The 15,370-nt window shown below is 69.7% G+C and carries 14 protein-coding genes; 6 read left to right on the plus strand and 8 right to left on the minus strand.

Features of this window, described 5'->3' with window-relative positions:
* Nucleotides 1–27 precede the first annotated feature (27 nt).
* From nrfD to EXU32_RS16820, 5 genes are all read right to left on the minus strand, one after another.
* A complete protein-coding gene (nrfD, locus tag EXU32_RS16800; protein WP_130630930.1) occupies nt 28–1,155 on the minus strand; it encodes an NrfD/PsrC family molybdoenzyme membrane anchor subunit in 1,128 nt (375 codons plus the stop codon).
* The gene (locus EXU32_RS16805; protein WP_130630931.1) at nt 1,152–2,264 is read right to left on the minus strand and encodes a 4Fe-4S dicluster domain-containing protein; all 1,113 of its coding nucleotides are present in this window, start codon (nt 2,262–2,264) and stop codon (nt 1,152–1,154) included. The genes nrfD and EXU32_RS16805 overlap by 4 nt, the downstream gene beginning before the upstream one ends.
* A complete protein-coding gene (gene fdh, locus EXU32_RS16810) occupies nt 2,264–5,605 on the minus strand; it encodes a formate dehydrogenase (RefSeq protein WP_130630932.1) in 3,342 nt (1,113 codons plus the stop codon). The genes EXU32_RS16805 and fdh overlap by 1 nt, the downstream gene beginning before the upstream one ends.
* An 80-nt stretch (nt 5,606–5,685) precedes the next feature.
* Nucleotides 5,686–7,218, minus strand: coding sequence for an SDR family NAD(P)-dependent oxidoreductase (locus EXU32_RS16815; protein ID WP_242612831.1), 1,533 nt, complete (start codon nt 7,216–7,218; stop codon nt 5,686–5,688).
* Between the two features lie 20 nt (nt 7,219–7,238).
* Nucleotides 7,239–8,015 carry an HpcH/HpaI aldolase family protein gene (locus EXU32_RS16820; RefSeq protein WP_130630933.1) on the minus strand — a complete coding sequence of 259 codons (777 nt, stop codon included), beginning with the start codon at nt 8,013–8,015 and terminating at the stop codon, nt 7,239–7,241.
* 67 nt (nt 8,016–8,082) lie between these two features.
* Here EXU32_RS16820 and EXU32_RS16825 point away from each other — a divergent pair, with 67 nt between their 5' ends.
* Nucleotides 8,083–8,754 (plus strand): HAD family hydrolase, encoded by a 672-nt coding sequence (locus EXU32_RS16825; RefSeq protein ID WP_130630934.1) that lies wholly within the window; start codon nt 8,083–8,085, stop codon nt 8,752–8,754.
* Nucleotides 8,755–8,866: 112 nt separating this feature from the next.
* On the opposite strand, the gene EXU32_RS16830 is transcribed toward EXU32_RS16825, so the two are convergent.
* The 3 genes from EXU32_RS16830 to EXU32_RS16840 form a co-directional block, all read right to left on the minus strand.
* Complete coding sequence (locus EXU32_RS16830; RefSeq protein ID WP_130630935.1) at nt 8,867–9,397, minus strand: ferritin; 531 nt, start codon at nt 9,395–9,397, stop codon at nt 8,867–8,869.
* An 86-nt stretch (nt 9,398–9,483) separates the two neighbouring features.
* Entirely contained in the window at nt 9,484–9,666 is a 183-nt protein-coding gene (locus tag EXU32_RS16835; RefSeq protein WP_068261519.1) for a hypothetical protein, read from the minus strand.
* A gap of 49 nt (nt 9,667–9,715) precedes the next feature.
* Entirely contained in the window at nt 9,716–10,507 is a 792-nt protein-coding gene (locus EXU32_RS16840; RefSeq protein WP_130630936.1) for a PIG-L deacetylase family protein, read from the minus strand.
* A 69-nt stretch (nt 10,508–10,576) separates the two neighbouring features.
* On the opposite strand from EXU32_RS16840, the gene EXU32_RS16845 reads away from it, so the two are divergent.
* From EXU32_RS16845 to EXU32_RS16865, 5 genes are all read left to right on the plus strand, one after another.
* Nucleotides 10,577–11,410 carry a maleylpyruvate isomerase N-terminal domain-containing protein gene (locus EXU32_RS16845; RefSeq protein ID WP_130630937.1) on the plus strand — a complete coding sequence of 278 codons (834 nt, stop codon included), beginning with the start codon at nt 10,577–10,579 and terminating at the stop codon, nt 11,408–11,410.
* Between the two features lie 144 nt (nt 11,411–11,554).
* On the plus strand, nt 11,555–12,529 hold the full coding sequence (locus tag EXU32_RS16850) for a siderophore ABC transporter substrate-binding protein (RefSeq protein WP_130630938.1): 975 nt from the start codon (nt 11,555–11,557) through the stop codon (nt 12,527–12,529).
* A 74-nt stretch (nt 12,530–12,603) separates the two neighbouring features.
* Complete coding sequence (locus EXU32_RS16855) at nt 12,604–13,509, plus strand: ABC transporter permease (protein ID WP_431603031.1); 906 nt, start codon at nt 12,604–12,606, stop codon at nt 13,507–13,509.
* On the plus strand, nt 13,502–14,587 hold the full coding sequence (locus EXU32_RS16860) for an iron chelate uptake ABC transporter family permease subunit (RefSeq protein WP_207233842.1): 1,086 nt from the start codon (nt 13,502–13,504) through the stop codon (nt 14,585–14,587). Before EXU32_RS16855 ends, EXU32_RS16860 begins: the two co-directional genes overlap by 8 nt.
* Nucleotides 14,584–15,339 carry an iron ABC transporter ATP-binding protein gene (locus tag EXU32_RS16865; protein WP_130630940.1) on the plus strand — a complete coding sequence of 252 codons (756 nt, stop codon included), beginning with the start codon at nt 14,584–14,586 and terminating at the stop codon, nt 15,337–15,339. Before EXU32_RS16860 ends, EXU32_RS16865 begins: the two co-directional genes overlap by 4 nt.
* The last annotated feature ends 31 nt before the right edge of the window (nt 15,340–15,370 follow it).

Here is a 15,370-nt window from a genome sequence, read left to right on the forward strand (position 1 = left end):
CTGGTACGAAGGGGCACGGCCCGCTGGTCAGCGGACCGTGACGATGCTGTCGTCGATGGAGCCCTGCTGTCGTCTCTTGTCGAGCCGGTCCTTCTGGACACGGACGGTGTACTTGGGGTCCTTGGCCGACTCGATACCCGCCTCGACGATCCCCATGCGGGTCAGGGCCGAAGCGGCCGCCAGGGCCGTGCCCGAGGCGATCGCGGCGACGCGACTGCGCCCCGCGAGCAGGGTGCCCAGGCCGCCGGCGATGGCCAGCCCCTTGGCCATGCGCAGCTTGCCCGCGCCCTGCCCGGTGGTGACCGGCTCGTCGATGCCCAGGTCGGTCAGGTGCTCCTCGAGCTGGTGCATGGCGGCCAGCTCGGTGGCGACACCCGCCAAAGCCAGCCGACGCACCGGACCGGCAAGAGCAGCGGGGGTCAGGACCATCTGCACGCCAGCGGAGGCCAGGGCCGCAGAGCCGACGAAGACGAAGGGGAGCTGGCGCCGGCTCTCATGCCACACCGGGTGGGCGGTGTCGGCGAGCAGGACAGCGGTGTATGCCGCGAGCGGCGCGCCGAAGGCGGCCTGACCGATGGTCGACGGAGTGTCGAGTGCGTCCGTGACCCGGGTGAGGGCCGTGACCGGTCCCCGCGCGGGCAGGAGTCGCAGCACCTCGGCGCCCGTGGTGACTGATGCACAGCCGGCGTACGCGGTGAGGATCCAGGTGCCGACCGACATGGGGGAGGTGAGCTTGACGGTGCGCATCATGTTGAGGAAGCGCTCGGGTCGACCGAGGTCGGCCACGAGGGCTGCGCCGCTGAGCGCGACGGTGGTCATCGCCGTCAGTCGTGCATTGCGTTGCAGGACAGCATTGCCCGTGGCCGCAGCTCCCGCCTGGATGATGCCGGACGTCCCCGCGATGCCCCCGACGAAGAGGTACGCGGAGATCTTGTGGTCCCACGGCACCGGCTTGACGATCGCCTGGCCGTAATAGCTGGAGAACTCGGCGTCCGGAACCGCGGGCGCCTCCCGACGACCGCCGCCGTCACGGCTGAGCCAGCTGCGCTGGGCCCCCTTGGCCAGATCGCCGGCCCGGCGGATCCCGGAGTCACGGCGGCGCTTGCGCCGACCCTCCTCGGGCGGGCGGTAGCTGTCGAAGGGAGAGGTCGTCACGGCTTGCTCCCGATGAAGGAGACGGCCACGGCTCCGAGCAGGCCGATCCCGGCGAGGCCCGCAGCGCGGAACATCTCGGGCAGCTTGGCGGTGGGGACGATCGGGTCCGGCGGCAGGCCGTAGACCTCGGGCTCGTCGAGCAGGAGGAAGACCGACCCGGTGCCGCCCACGCCGTCGTCCTCGTTGGCGCCGTACAGCCGGGCCTCGGTGAAACCCTGCTCGTGCAGCTGGACCACGCGCTCGCGGGCCGTGGTCACCATGTCCTCGTGGGCCCCGAACTTGATCGAGGTCGTGGGGCAGGTCTGGGCGCAGGCGGGTGTCTGGTTGTGCTCGAGCCGGTCGTAGCAGAGCGTGCACTTCTGGGCGACACCGACATTGGGCACGTGGCTGTCGGCGGTGACCGAGACGCTCTTGTCAGTGCGACGCTCGATGACGCCGAAGGGGCAGGCGCCGACGCAGTACCCGCAGCCGTTGCAGATGTCGTCCTGCACGACGACGGTGCCGTGCTCGCTGCGGAAGAGCGAGCCCGTGGGACACACGTCCAGGCAGCCGGCGTGGGTGCAGTGCTTGCAGACGTCGGAGGACATCAACCAACGAAACTCCGGCACCGCCCCGACGATCGGCACGCCGTCGACGGTGAGGCCGTAGTCGCCCGTACCGCCGGCCTCGACCGTGGCCTTTTCGTTGAGCATGTCCGTGAGCGCAGGCCCGTGCCCCTCGATCGGCGCGGGGAGCGTGCCGTACCCGGCGGGGGAGGCGATCGACGGCTCGGGCGTGGCTGCTGGTGCACCCATGCTGGGCATCCCGAGGTCCACGAGCGCCTGGCCCGACTCGCGGGCGGCAGTGATGCGGTCCTGGGTCTGCTCGACGAAGGCGACGTGCCGCCAGGTGCTCGCCCCCAGGTCGCCGGTGTTGTCGTAGGAGTTGCCGGTGATCGCCAGCCCGTCGAGCGGGATGCCGTTCCACTCCTTGCAGGCGACCTCGCAGGCCTTGCAGCCGATGCAGATGGAGGTGTCGGTGAAGAAGCCCTTGCGGCTGGGAGCGTCCTGCCAACCGGCGTCCTGTGCCGGGTCAGTGGGCCCGGCGAGCTGTCGGGAGAGGTACCCCATCAGCGATCTCCTCCTTGGTCGTCGCGGTGCTGGTTGCCCGTCTCGACCGTGGTGCCGGAGCGCGACTGGTACTCCGCGACGAGACGCAGCAGCTCCTCGCCACGGGGCCGTCGGCCGGGCTGGATGTCGCAGGACCCGACCTTCGACTCCTGGATCTGGACATTGGGGTCGAGGGCGATGCCGAGCAGGTCGTTGGCGCCGTCGCCCTCGACGACGGCATCGCGCCCGACGCCCCAGTGGTAGGGCAGACCGATCTGGTGGACGGTGTGGCCCATGATCGTCAGCGGCGTCATGCGCTCGGTGACCAGGACGCGTGCCTCGATGGCGCTGCGCGCCGAGACGATCGTCGCCCACTCGCCGTTGACCAGCCCTTGTTGCTCGGCGAGCTCGGGGGAGACCTCGCAGAACATCTCCGGCTGCAGTTCCGACAGGTACGGCAGCCAGCGGCTCATCCCCCCGGCGGTGTGGTGCTCGGTGAGGCGGTAGGTCGTGAAGACGAAGGGGTAGACACCCGATCCCGGCTCGTCACCGGACGGACTCCACAGGTTGTCCTTGCGCGGGTAGACCAGCCGGCCCGGGTTGCGCTGCTGCGAGTACAGCGGGTTGGTGACCGGCGACTCCTGCGCCTCGTAGTGGCTGGGCATCGGGCCATCGACCATGCCCTTGGGTGCGAAGAGCCACCCCTTGCCGTCCGCTTGCATGATGAAGGGGTCGTCACCGGCGATCGCTGCCGGTCCACCGATGTCCGGGTCGGGTCGGAAGGACGGGTCGCGGTCGATGGGGAAGTCCGGGACATCCTTGCCGACCCACTTCTTGGCGTCGGCGTCCCACCAGACGTACTTCTTCCGCTCGCTCCACGGCCGGCCTTCGGGATCGGCGGAGGCGCGGTTGTAGAGGATCCGGCGGTTCATCGGCCAGGCCCAGCCCCAGTCGAGCGCGGTCTCGTCCTGCTCCTGGCCGGGGACGCGGTTGGCCGACTTGTTGACCCCACCGGCGAAGACGCCGGTGTAGATCCAGCAGCCGCCGGAGGTCGAGCCGTCGGGCCTCATGTCGGCGAACTTGTCGAGCAGCTGCCCGGCCTTGTCGCCGCTCAGGTGGAAGCCGTTGATCTCCTTCAGGACCGCCTCGGCGTCGGTCTCGCCGTGCTCGTCCTTGGGGTAGTCCCAGGTCATGTCGAGCAGCGGACGATCGCGCTCGTCGGTCGAGCCCTTCAGACGTGCGCGGATCCGCACGCCGAGCTCGTGGAAGAACTCCAGCTCGCTCTGCGCATCGCCGGGGGGCAGCACCGCCTGGTGGTGCCACTGGAGCATCCGCTGGGTCTGGGTGAAGGTGCCCGATTTTTCCACGTGGTTGGCGGCGGGGAAGAAGAAGACCTCGGTGTCGATGTCCTCCGTCTTGAGCTCGCCGCTGGCGATCTCGGGGGAGTCCTTCCAGAAGGTCGCCGACTCGATGAGCTGGAAGTCGCGGACGACCACCCACTTCAGGTGCGTCATCGCCAGCCGCTGCATCTTGCCGTGGGCCGAGCCGACCGCTGGGTTTTGCCCGAGGATGAAGTACCCCTCGACCTCGTCGTCCATCATCGACATGACGGTCTGGTAGGTCCCGTGGGCACCCGTCAGACGGGGCAGGTAGTCGAAGCAGAAGTCGTTGTCCGGTGTGGCGGCGTCACCGAACCACGCCTTGAGCAAGCTGGCGGTGTAGGAGGGCGCCTCGGTCCAGAAGCCCTTCTGCAGCGGAGAGCTGATGCTGGATAGGTAGTCCTCGTAGGTGTCGTGCAGACCGACGGTCGGCATCGGCAGGTACCCCGGCAGGATGTTGAAGAGCGTCGGGATGTCGGTGCAGCCCTGGATGCTCGCGTGCCCGCGCAGCGCCATGATCCCGCCACCGGGCCGACCCATGTTGCCCATGAGCAGCTGGAGGATCGCTGCGGTGCGGATGAACTGCGCGCCCAGGCTGTGCTGGGTCCAGCCCAGCGCATAGGCGAAGCAGGTGGTGCGCTCGCGACCGGAGTTCGCCGTCAGGGCGTCGGCGATCTCGTGGAACTGCGACTGGGGGATGCCGCAGAGGTCCTCGACCATCTGCGGCGTGTAGCGGGCGTAGTGACGCTTGAGGACCTGGAAGACCGAGCGCGGGTGCTGCAGGGTCTCGTCACGGATGACCCGGGCGTGCTCGAGGGCCGGCCCTGAGCCGCCGTGCTGGTCGCCCGCGGCGCGAGCGCTCTTGCTGGAGCCGTGCTCGTGGCCACCGGTGGGGCCACCGACGTCATCGCCGGCGCCATCGCCCCCTTCGCCGCTCCCTTCGCCGCTCCCTTCGCCATCGTCACGCTCGTCGTAGGCCCACGAGGACATGTCGTAGGTACCGGTCTCGGGGTCGTAGCCGGAGAAGACGCCGTCGAGGTCCTCGGTGTCGACGAAGTCCTCGCTGACCAGCGTGGCCGCGTTGGTGTAGGCGACGACGTAGTCGTGGAAGTAGAGGTCCTTGGCCAGGACGTGGTTGATCAGCGCGCCGAGCAGGACGACATCGGTACCGGCCCGGATCGCGGCGTGCGTGTCAGCGATCGCGGAGGTGCGGGTGAAGCGGGGGTCGATGTGGATCACCCGGGCGCCGCGGGCCTTGGCCTCGGCCACCCACTGGAAGCCCACGGGATGGCACTCGGCCATGTTGGAGCCCTGGATGATGATGCAGTCTGCGTTGGCCATGTCCTGCAGAGACTGGGTGGCGCCGCCGCGCCCGAAGGAGGATCCCAGACTGGGAACCGTGGCGGAGTGTCAAATACGCGCCTGGTTCTCGATCTGTATCGCGCCAGAAGCCGTGTACAGCTTCTTCATCAGGTAGTTCTCTTCGTTGTCGAGGGTCGCGCCCCCGAGCGAAGCGATCCCCATCGTGCGCCGCAGGCGACGACCCTTGTCGTCGACCTCTTGCCACTTGTTGGCGCGGGCCTCCAGGTACCGGTCGGCGACCATGTCGAGCGCGGCGTCGCGGTCCATCCGCTTGAACTCCGTGGCTCCGGGCGCGCGGTACATCACGTGCGTCTGACGGGTGGGGGAGTTGACCAGCTGCTCGCTCGCGGCACCCTTGGGGCACAACCGCCCGCGGCTCACCGGCGAGTCCGGGTCACCCTCGATCTGGACGACCTTGTCGTCCTTGACGAAGACCCGCTGACCGCAGCCGACGGCGCAGTAGGGGCACACGCTCTGCACGACACGGTCGGCCGTCGACGTGCGCGGCTCGATCTCACGGGTCGTGCGTGAGGTGACCGCGTTGCCGCGGCCGAGGAAGTCGCCGGACGCCAGCTGCCGCAGGACGGGCCAGCCCAAGAAGGTCGAGTCCTTCGGTGCCATTGCGGCTGCTCCTTCGTCACGAGGTGGTGATCTCTGTCACCGTAGCCTCTTTCATACCCGAAGGGGGGCCCCGCACACCTCTACCAGGCGTAGGGCTCGAAGTTCTTCAGGAAGACCCCGTGCAGGTCTTCACCGCGCTCGCCACGCACGATCGGGTCGTAGACACGGGCGGCACCGTCGACGAGGTCGAGCGGGGCGTGCCATCCCTGGGCCGCGATCTCCAGCTTTTCGTGGTGCGGACGCTCGTCGGTGATCCAGCCGGTGTCGACGGCGGTCATGAGGATCCGGTCGGTCTCGAACATCTCGCCGGCAGAGGTGCGGGTCAGCATGTTGAGCGCGGCCTTGGCCATGTTGGTGTGCGGGTGGCCGGCGCCCTTGTACCGCCGGGAGAACTGCCCCTCCATCGCCGAGACGTTGACGACATAGGCCCGAGCAGCGTGGCCGACCTCTTCGCTGCGCCGCTCCACTGCGGCCCGCATCGCCGGCCGCAGCCGGGAGACGAGGAGGAAGGGAGCGACCGAGTTGCACATCTGCACCTCGAGGAGCTCGAGCGGGTCGACCTCGTCGACGGTCTGCTTCCACGAGTTGCTCGCGACGACGTCGGGGAGCAGGCCACCGGCGTCGACGGCAGTGCCGGCGAGGTGCGCCTCGAGCGAGGCATTGCCGGCGGAGAGAGCGAGCTTGGTCAGGTCGGCGGCGCTGCGTGCGGCGACGTCCGCGTGCGGCACCGGGTGCTCACCCAGCGTCCCGATGAGCGCGGCCGGGTGCGCCTCGCTCACCCGGTCGAAGGTCAGCATCCTGGGCGTCGCCCCACCGGTCTCCAGCGGCTGGGACTCGCCGTCGACGAGGCTCGAGTAGGCGCCGGGGGAGCGGCGCACGGTCTGGCAGGCGTTGTTGATGAGGATGTCGAGCGGCCCTGCGGCAGCGACCTCGTCGGTCAGCGCGACGACCTGCGTCGGGTCGCGCAGGTCGATGCCGATGATCGTCAGCCGGTCGATCCACTCGGGGGAGTCGGCGAGCTCGGCGAAGCGTCGCGCGGCATCCCTGGGGAAGCGGGTCGTGATCGTCAGGTCGGCTCCGTCGCGCAGCAGGCGCAGGGCGATGTACATGCCGATCTTGGCGCGCCCACCGGTGAGCAGCGCCCGACGTCCGCGCAGGTCGGTGCCCTGGTCGCGGCGCTCGTGGCTCATGGCCGCGCAGTCCGGGCAGAGCCAGTGGTAGAAGGCGTCGACGAGTGTGTAGTCGGCGTGGCACATGTAGCAGCCGCGCGGGATCTGCAGCTCGCCCGCGTAGCGGGCCCCCGTCGAGGAGGTGAGGGGGATCCCCTTCGTCTCGTCGTCGATGCGCAACGGGGAGCCGGTCGCGGTCTGGTCGAGGATCGCCTGGTCGTGGATGACCTTGGGGCCGCGCTCGGCCTGGCGGGCCTCGCGGCGGCGGGTCTTCTTCACCCGGTTGTACATCGAGCTGGTCGCCCGCTTGACCGTGGAGATGTCGTCGTGGCCGGACGGCAGCTCGTGGAGCATCCCGAGGACGCGAAGGGTGGTGGCCAGGTCGTCGGGGTCGACGCCCGCCACGGTGGTCGTGCGCGCGGGGTCCTCGGGTGTGGTGCTCACGGACCCCGAGGATACGTGGCTCAGGTGAGGTCGAGGACCTGCTGGGCGCCGAGGGCCACGAGGGCGATGTCGGTGGCGACCGCGATGCGGCTGATGCCCAGGGCCCGCAGGGCGGGGACCCTCGACGGATCGCCGGCGAAGGCGGCGACCTCGACGCCGTGGCCGCGTGCAGCCGCGAGGATCCGACCGACGGGGCCGGAGTCGGAGGTGTCGGCGAGCAGGTCGTCCAGGCTCATCCCGAGGGAGAGGGAGAGGTCGACCGGGCCGAGGAAGAGCAGGTTGACCCCCTCCAGCGCCGCGATCTCCTCGACGGCATCGAGCGCGCCGACCGTCTCGATCATCACCGCGCACTGGACCTGGGCATTGGCGCGCTCGGCATCCGGGGCGTAGCCGTCCCACATCGGGGTGAGCGGACCCCAGCTGCGCTCGCCGAGCGGCGGGTAGTAGGTCGCTCGCACGGCCTCGCGGGCGTCCTCCACGGAGGCGATCGAAGGAACGACGACACCCGCGGCGCCGGCATCGAGCGAGGCGCCGATCCACGCGTGGTCGACCCCGGGGACCCGGACGACGTAGTTGGCCCCGACGTCACCGAGGGCACGACCGAGGTCCACGAGGGCCGAGCGGTCGATCGCGCCGTGCTGGGCATCGAGGGCGAGCCAGTCGAAGCCCGTGCCGGCGAGGCGGCGGGCGAGGTCCACGTCATTGCCCATGAGCCACAGGCCGCGGGAGTCGGGTCCGATCGCGGACCGGTCCGGCGGGGGCTCGCGGTCGGGTCCGGCCGATGTCGTGCTGTACATGGCACCTCCAGGGGCTCTGCGCCCAGACTAGGACGAGATCGGTGCGCATCTCCTTAAGGTCGTGTGCATGGACTCAACCCCAGCAGGCCCGGCCCCCTTCGCCGACCGCACCTTCGCCGCGGTGATCTTCGACAACGACGGCACCCTCGTCGACTCGACGGGGTCGGTGGAGCGCTCCTGGGTGAGGTGGGCGCTCGAGCACGACATCGACCCGCGCGCGCTCGCCGGCCACCACGGGATGCCGGCACCGGCGATCATCGCCTCGGTCGCACCGCACGTGGACCCGGTGGCAGCCTTCGCGCGGATCGAGCAGCTCGAGCTCGCCGACGTCGAGGGGGTCATCGCCCTCGGCGGGGTGCTCGAGGCGATCGCCGCACTCGACGGGGCGCCGGTCGCGGTGGCGACGTCCGCGACGCGCGAGCTGGCGCGGGTCCGACTGGCAGCCGCGGAGATCGGTATCGACGAGGTCGTCAGCTTCGACGACGTCGAGCGCGGCAAGCCGCACCCCGATCCCTTCCTGCTCGCGGCGCAGCGCCTGGGCGTGGACCCGGCCGACTGCCTCGTCTGCGAGGACGCGCCCAGCGGGGTCGCCGCGGCCCGGGCGGCCGGGTGCACCGTGCTCGCGGTCACGACGACCAGCGAGGCCGACGCCCTGGCGGGCGCCGACCTCGTCGTGGGCTCGCTCGCCGACGTGCTCTTCGAGGTCGTCGACGGGCGGGTGCGGGTCAGCCTGCGCTGACCCTTCGAGACGGCGCTGGCGCGCCTCCTCAGGGACCCTTCGAGACGGCGCTGGCGCGCCTCCTCAGGGACCCTTCGAGACGGCGCTGGCGCGCCTCCTGAGGGAGCGATGCTCACTGGACCTGCCCGGCCTGACGGGGCGCGGCCGGGTCGGCGGCACCGGCGCCCATGTCGCGCTCGACATAGGTCTCGATGTCGTTGAGGTCGCCCTCGCTGCGACGGGCCACAGTGAGCAGGTCCTGCATCTTGGAGACCTCCTCGACCTGCTCCTTGATGAACCACTGCATGAACTGCTCGGCGGCGAAGTCGTTCTCGTCGCGGGCGATCCGGGTCAGGGCGTTGATCTGCCGGGTGACCGTCTTCTCCTGCTCGACGGCGAGCTCGATCGGGGCGACGACCCCCTCGAAGTCGCAGGTCGGTGCCGGGGTGGCCGGGATGCGCACCGGCTGGTCGGTGTCGAGGAGGTACTGGACCATCATCATCGCGTGGCCGCGCTCCTCGGCGGCCTGGCGGTAGAAGCAGCCGGCGAGCTGGGGCAGGGTCATGCCCTCGTAGTGCGCGGCGATCGCGAGGTACTGCTGGTGCGCGGCGAACTCCTCGCCGATCTGCACGGTGAGCTGGGCGGCAAACTTCGACGTCGTCATCGCGCCAGCCTATGGTCGAGCCCGCCGCTGTTCGAGCAAGGACAGGCGACCCTACGTGCGCTCGCAGACGCCTCAGGGGCGCGGGGTCAGGCGGCAGCGCGCAGCTTGGCCTTCTGCTTGGTGGTGACGAGCTTGCGCTTGTGGACGGCGTAGCCGTCGGGCAGACGGCCTTCCTTGAGCAGGCGGATGGGGCAGGAGCTGCAGCGACTCTTGCTGACGCAGCACTTCTCCTTGACCTTGACCTTGCCGATCTTCACCTTCTTGCCCATGCCCGCACGATAGACCCATGGGGTTAGGCCTGCCTACCCTGTGTTCCGCTCATGAGACGAAGGGGTTCTCCGTCGACAGCTGCTGTGGTAGCCCGGGCTCGGCGTAGTGCTCGACGCCGAAGGCCACCGCGAAGATCTCCGGCGGCATGGCCAGCATCTGCTGCACGTCGACCTGGGACCCGTGGGCCGCGAGCGCCGCACGCTTGACGTCGATGACCTCGGTGACGTCGACCGCGTGGTGGATCTCGTCCTGCGGCAGGCCCATCGGGTTGCCGTCGTCCATGGGGTCGTCGGGTGAGAAGCTGGGGTCGATCCCCATCGCCTTGGCCGCCTCGATCTGCTCACGCATCCGGTCGCGGTTCATCGTGTTTTCCAGGACGCGGGGGCGGCGTACGGCCAGCTCCGCGGCCCGGTGGGCGACGTGGTGGACCTTGACGTGGTCGGGGTGGCCGTAGCCACCGTGCCAGTCGTAGCCGACGAGGATGTCCGCGTCCTCCTCGTCGAGGACGCGCGCCAGCCGTCCGGCGGCCTCGTCGAGGTCAGCGGCGTGGAAGGAGGTCTCGTGACCGTTCTGCTCCCACCCGGTCATGCCGGAGTCGGCGTAGCCGAGCCACGCGACCCGGGCGGTGCCGGTGATCGCGGCCGACGACTCGGCCTCGCGCCGACGGTGGTCGGCGAGGCTCCCCCCTTCGCCCAGATCGTCGGGGACCGTGCCGTGCTCGCCGTGCGTCGCGTAGACGACGACCACCCGGTGGCCGGCGCGGGAGGTGAGGATCATCGAGCCGGCGGTCCCGCTGGCCTCGTCGTCGGGGTGGGCGTGGAAGAAGACGGTGGTCGTCACCGGACCATCCTGCACCCGCGTGCCGACAATGCCGTTGCGCCGCAGGCCGAAGGGGGGAAGTCTCACCCCATGACTGGTGACGTGCAGGCCCACTGGCTCCCCTTCGACACCTATCTCGCGGCTCTGGAGCGGGAGACCCGACGAGCGCGCGAGTGCCTCGCCGACGCCGACCCGTCAGCGCGGGTACCGAGCTGCCCGGACTGGAGCGCCGACGACCTGCTGTGGCACCTGGGTGGCGAGGTGCAGGACTTCTGGGCGTGGGTCATCGCCCACCGGCCGGACGCGCCGGCTGCCTACGAGGAGCCGGCGCGTCCCGCGGACCGGGCCGGCCTGCTGCACGTCCTCGACCATGCCCACGAGGACCTCATGCTGCGCCTGCGCAACGCCGACCCGGCGGAGGGCGCCTGGTCGTGGAGCGGTGACCCGGAGCTGCACACGGTCGGCTTCACGATGCGCCGGCAGGCGCACGAGGCGCTCATCCACCGGGTCGACGCCGAGCTCGCGATCGGGGACCCCACCCCGCTCGACACCGAGCTGGCGGCCGACGGTGTGCTCGAGGCGCTGGACTGGATGTACGGCGGGCTGCCGCGCTGGGCGAGCTTCGCCCCGGACGGCGGCACGGTGCTCGTCCACGTGACCGACACGGGCCATCGCATCCTCGTCGCCCTCGGTCGGGTCACCGGTCACAACCCGAGGGACGACGCAGACATCGACCAGCCACACCTGCGGGTCGCCGATCGGGCGGTGCACGGGCACGGCGATGCCGATGCGCTCGTCTCGGGGACAGCTCAGGACCTCGACCTGTGGCTGTGGCACCGCGGGCCGGCTCACCTGGTCGAGATGGACGGTGACGAGGACGTCATTGACCGGCTGACGACGGTGCTGGGGGAGCCGGTCGACTGACGGTCGAGCGGACCTCTTCCGGGGCCGGGCGTTCCGCAGGGTGGGACCCACGTGACAGGTGCACGTATGGTGAGGCTAGCCTTACCGCATCTCGCCACCCGGCGTCCGCTGGTGCGGTGCGCCCCGTCGTAAGGACCCCCCTTCGTGCTCACTCGTACCCGCTCGCTCGCCCTCGTCGGCGGGCTCGCCCTCGCCCTGTCCGCCTGCGGCGGAGCCTCCGACGCCGACACCGCCGCCGGACCCACCATCGAGGTGCAGGACAACTCCGGCACCGTGGCGGTGCCGCAGGCGCCGACGTCGGTCGTCGCGACCGACAACCGCACCTTCGAGACGCTCTCCGACTGGGACGTCAAGCTCTCCGCGGCGGCCGTGACCCTGATGCCGGACACGATCGACTACACCAAGGACGACAGCATCGTCGACCTCGGCAGCCACCGTGAGCCCGACCTCGAGGCGATCGTCGCCGCCAAGCCCGACCTGGTCATCAACGGCAACCGCTACGCCCAGCACGAGCCCAAGCTCAAGGAGCTGGCGCCCGATGCGGCCTTCCTCAACCTCGACCCGCGCGAGGGCGAGCCTCTCGACGACGAGCTCAAGCGCGCGACCACCGTCCTGGGTGAGGTCTTCGACAAGGAGGACGAAGCGGCCAAGCTCGGCAAGGATCTCGACGCCCAGGTCGCCCGGGTCAAGGACGCCTACCAGCCCGGCGACACCGTGATGGCGATCAACACCTCCGGCGGCGAGCTCGGCTACATCGCGCCGACGGTCGGCCAGACGCTCGGCCCGGTCTTCGACCTGCTCGACCTGGAGCCGGCCCTCGAGGTCGAGGGCGCGAGTGATGACCACCAGGGCGACGAGGTCTCCGTCGAGGCCATCGCCAAGGCGGACCCGGACTGGATCCTCGTCATGGACCGCGACGCCGCCGTGGCTGCCGACGAGGAGGGCTACACGCCCGCCAAGCAGCTCCTCGAGGACTCCGAGGCGCTCAAGGACGTCACCGCGGTCAAGGAGGGCAATGTCGTCTTCATGCCCGCCGACACCTACACCAACGAGGGCATCCAGACCTTCACGGAGTTCTTCACGACCTTCGCCGACGCGCTGGAGGGGAAGAAGAGCTGAGCGCCACGACCGCTGAGCGCGTCGCCTCCAAGGGACGTCTCCTCGACGCGAAGCTCGCCCTCGGCATCCTGGCCGTGGGCGGGCTCCTCGTCGTCTCTCTCTTCACCGGCGTCTACGACATCTTCGGCGGGGATCGGGGGGGCGAGATGTTCGCCATCACCCGCATCCCGCGGACCGTCGCCCTCGTCCTCGCCGGCGCCGCGATGGCGATGTCGGGCCTGGTGATGCAGCTGCTGACGCAGAACCGCTTCGTCGAGCCGACGACGACCGGCACGACGGAGTGGGCCGGTCTCGGCCTGCTCGCCGTGATGATCCTCTTCCCGGGCGCCAGCCTCATGGAGCGGATGATCGGCGCGATCGTCGCGGCCTTCATCGGCACCATGGTCTTCTTCCTCTTCCTGCGAAGGGTGACCCTCCGGTCCTCGCTCATCGTCCCGATCGTGGGGATCATGCTGGGCGCCGTCGTGGGCTCGGTCTCCACCTTCATCGCGCTGCAGACCGACATGCTGCAGAACCTGGGGATCTGGTTCGCCGGCAGCTTCACCTCGGTCCTGAGGGGCCAGTACGAGGTGCTGTGGATCGTCGCCCTCGTGGCCATCGCCATCTTCGTGGTCGCGGACCGCTTCACCGTCGCCGGCCTCGGCGAGGAGATCTCGACCAATGTCGGGCTCAACTACAACCAGGTCATCCTCATCGGCACCTGCCTGATCGCCGTGGCGACGGGGGTCGTGACGGTCGTCGTCGGCAACCTGCCCTTCCTCGGGCTGATCGTGCCCAACATCGTCTCGATGTTCCGCGGCGACGACCTGCGCAGCAACCTGCCGTGGGTCTGCCTGCTCGGCATCGCGATCGTCACGGTCTGCGACCTCATCGGACGCACGGTCATCGCGCCCTTCGAGGTGCCGGTCTCGCTCATCCTCGGGGTCGTCGGTGCGGTCGTCTTCGTCACCCTCCTGCTCAGGCAGCGTCGTCGTGGCTGAGGCGTCCACGCGGCAGCGCGTGACCCCACCGATCACGGACTCCGTGGTCGGTGGGGACTCCGCGGTGACCACGGGCGAACGCGCGTCAGGCCCCCTTCCCACCGCTCGCTCCCGCCGGCGTTACCGGATCGTCCTGACCGTGCTCATCGTCCTGGCGGTCGGCTTCGGCTTCGGGCACCTCGCCTGGGACAACCCGATGCCGCTCGGCTCCGAGGGATTCTGGCTCGTCGCCGAGCTGCGGGCGAGCTCTCTCGTGGCGATGGCGGTCGTCGCGGTCTGCCAGGCGATCGCCACCGTGAGCTTCCAGACGGTGACCAACAACCGGATCATCACGCCCTCGATCATGGGCTTCGAGTCGCTCTACGTCGCGGTGCAGACGGCCGCCGTGTACTTCCTCGGCGTCGCCGGCCTGGGGATGCTCACCGGGCTGCCCCAGTTCGTCCTGCAGATCGCGATCATGGTCGGGCTCTCCCTCGCGCTCTACGGGTGGCTGCTGTCCGGGCGCTACGGCAATGTCGAGATCATGCTGCTGATCGGCATCGTCATCGGCGGCGGGCTCGCCTCGGTCTCCTCCTTCATGCGGCGGATGCTCACGCCCAGCGAGTTCGACGTGCTCACCGCGCGGATGTTCGGGTCGATGGCCAACGCTGACCCGATGTACTTCCCCGTCGCGATCCCCCTGTGCATCGTCGCCGCTGCCCTGCTGTGGTGGCGCTCGAGCCGGTTGAACGTCGTGGCGCTCGGCCGCGACACCGCCACCAACCTCGGGCTCAACCACCGCCACGAGCTGATGGTGACCCTCTTCCTCGTCTCGATCCTCATGGCCGTCTCGACGGCGCTCGTCGGGCCGATGACCTTCCTCGGGTTCCTCGTCGCCACCCTCGCCTACCAGTTCGCCGACAGCTATGACCACCGGCGGATCTTCCCCGTGGCCGTGCTCGTGGGCTTCGTCGTCCTGTCGGGGGCGTACTTCGTGATGAAGCACGTCTTCTACGCGCAGGGCGTCGTCTCGATCATCATCGAGCTCGTCGGCGGCTCCGTCTTCCTCATCGTCATCCTCCGCAAGGGGCGCCTGTGATCACCCTGACCGATGTCCGCAAGACCTATGGCAGCGAGGTGACGATCGGTCCGGTCGACCTCGAGATCCCGGCCGGTGGTGTCACTGCGCTCGTCGGACCCAACGGCGCCGGCAAGTCGACGCTGCTGACGATGATCGGTCGCCTGCTCGACCTCGACGAGGGGAGCATCGAGGTCGCCGGCTACGACGTGGCGAGCACCAAGTCCAAGGACCTGGCCAAGATCGTCTCGATCCTGCGGCAGGAAAACCACTTCATCACCCGGTTGACCGTGCGCCAGCTCGTGGGCTTCGGGCGCTTCCCCCACTCGCAGGGGCGGCTGACCGTCGAGGACGAGGAGGTCATCTCCCGCTCGATCGACTTCCTCGACCTCGGTGGGCTCGAGGGCCGCTACCTCGACCAGCTCTCCGGCGGCCAGCGGCAGCGCGCCTATGTGGCGATGGTCCTGTCCCAGGACACCGACTACGTCCTGCTCGACGAGCCGCTCAACAACCTGGACATGCAGCACTCGGTGCACATGATGCGGATGTTGCGCCGGGCCGCCGACGAGCTGGGGCGCACGATCATCGTGGTCCTGCACGACATCAACTTCGCCGGTCACTACTCCGACCGGATCTGCGCGGTCAAGCACGGCAAGGTCGTGGAGTTCGGCACGCCGGCCGAGATCATGACCGCCGAGGTGCTCACGCGGGTCTTCGACACCCCCGTGCAGGTGATCGCCGGGCCCAACGGGCCGCTCGCCGTCTACTACTGACTCGTTACTTGCGGGTACGACGTGCACCTTC

Source organism: Janibacter limosus, assembly GCF_004295485.1.
Lineage (GTDB): Bacteria > Actinomycetota > Actinomycetes > Actinomycetales > Dermatophilaceae > Janibacter > Janibacter limosus_A.

Excerpts from the sequence above, each read along its gene's own strand:
- EXU32_RS16805 (WP_130630931.1), bottom strand. The coding sequence starts at position 2,264 with ATGGGGTACCTCTCCCGACAGCTCGCCGGGCCCACTGACCCGGCACAG.
- EXU32_RS16820 (WP_130630933.1), bottom strand. The coding sequence starts at position 8,015 with ATGTACAGCACGACATCGGCCGGACCCGACCGCGAGCCCCCGCCGGAC.
- EXU32_RS16825 (WP_130630934.1), top strand. The coding sequence starts at position 8,083 with ATGGACTCAACCCCAGCAGGCCCGGCCCCCTTCGCCGACCGCACCTTC.
- EXU32_RS16830 (WP_130630935.1), bottom strand. The coding sequence starts at position 9,397 with ATGACGACGTCGAAGTTTGCCGCCCAGCTCACCGTGCAGATCGGCGAG.
- EXU32_RS16835 (WP_068261519.1), bottom strand. The coding sequence starts at position 9,666 with ATGGGCAAGAAGGTGAAGATCGGCAAGGTCAAGGTCAAGGAGAAGTGC.
- EXU32_RS16845 (WP_130630937.1), top strand. The coding sequence starts at position 10,577 with ATGACTGGTGACGTGCAGGCCCACTGGCTCCCCTTCGACACCTATCTC.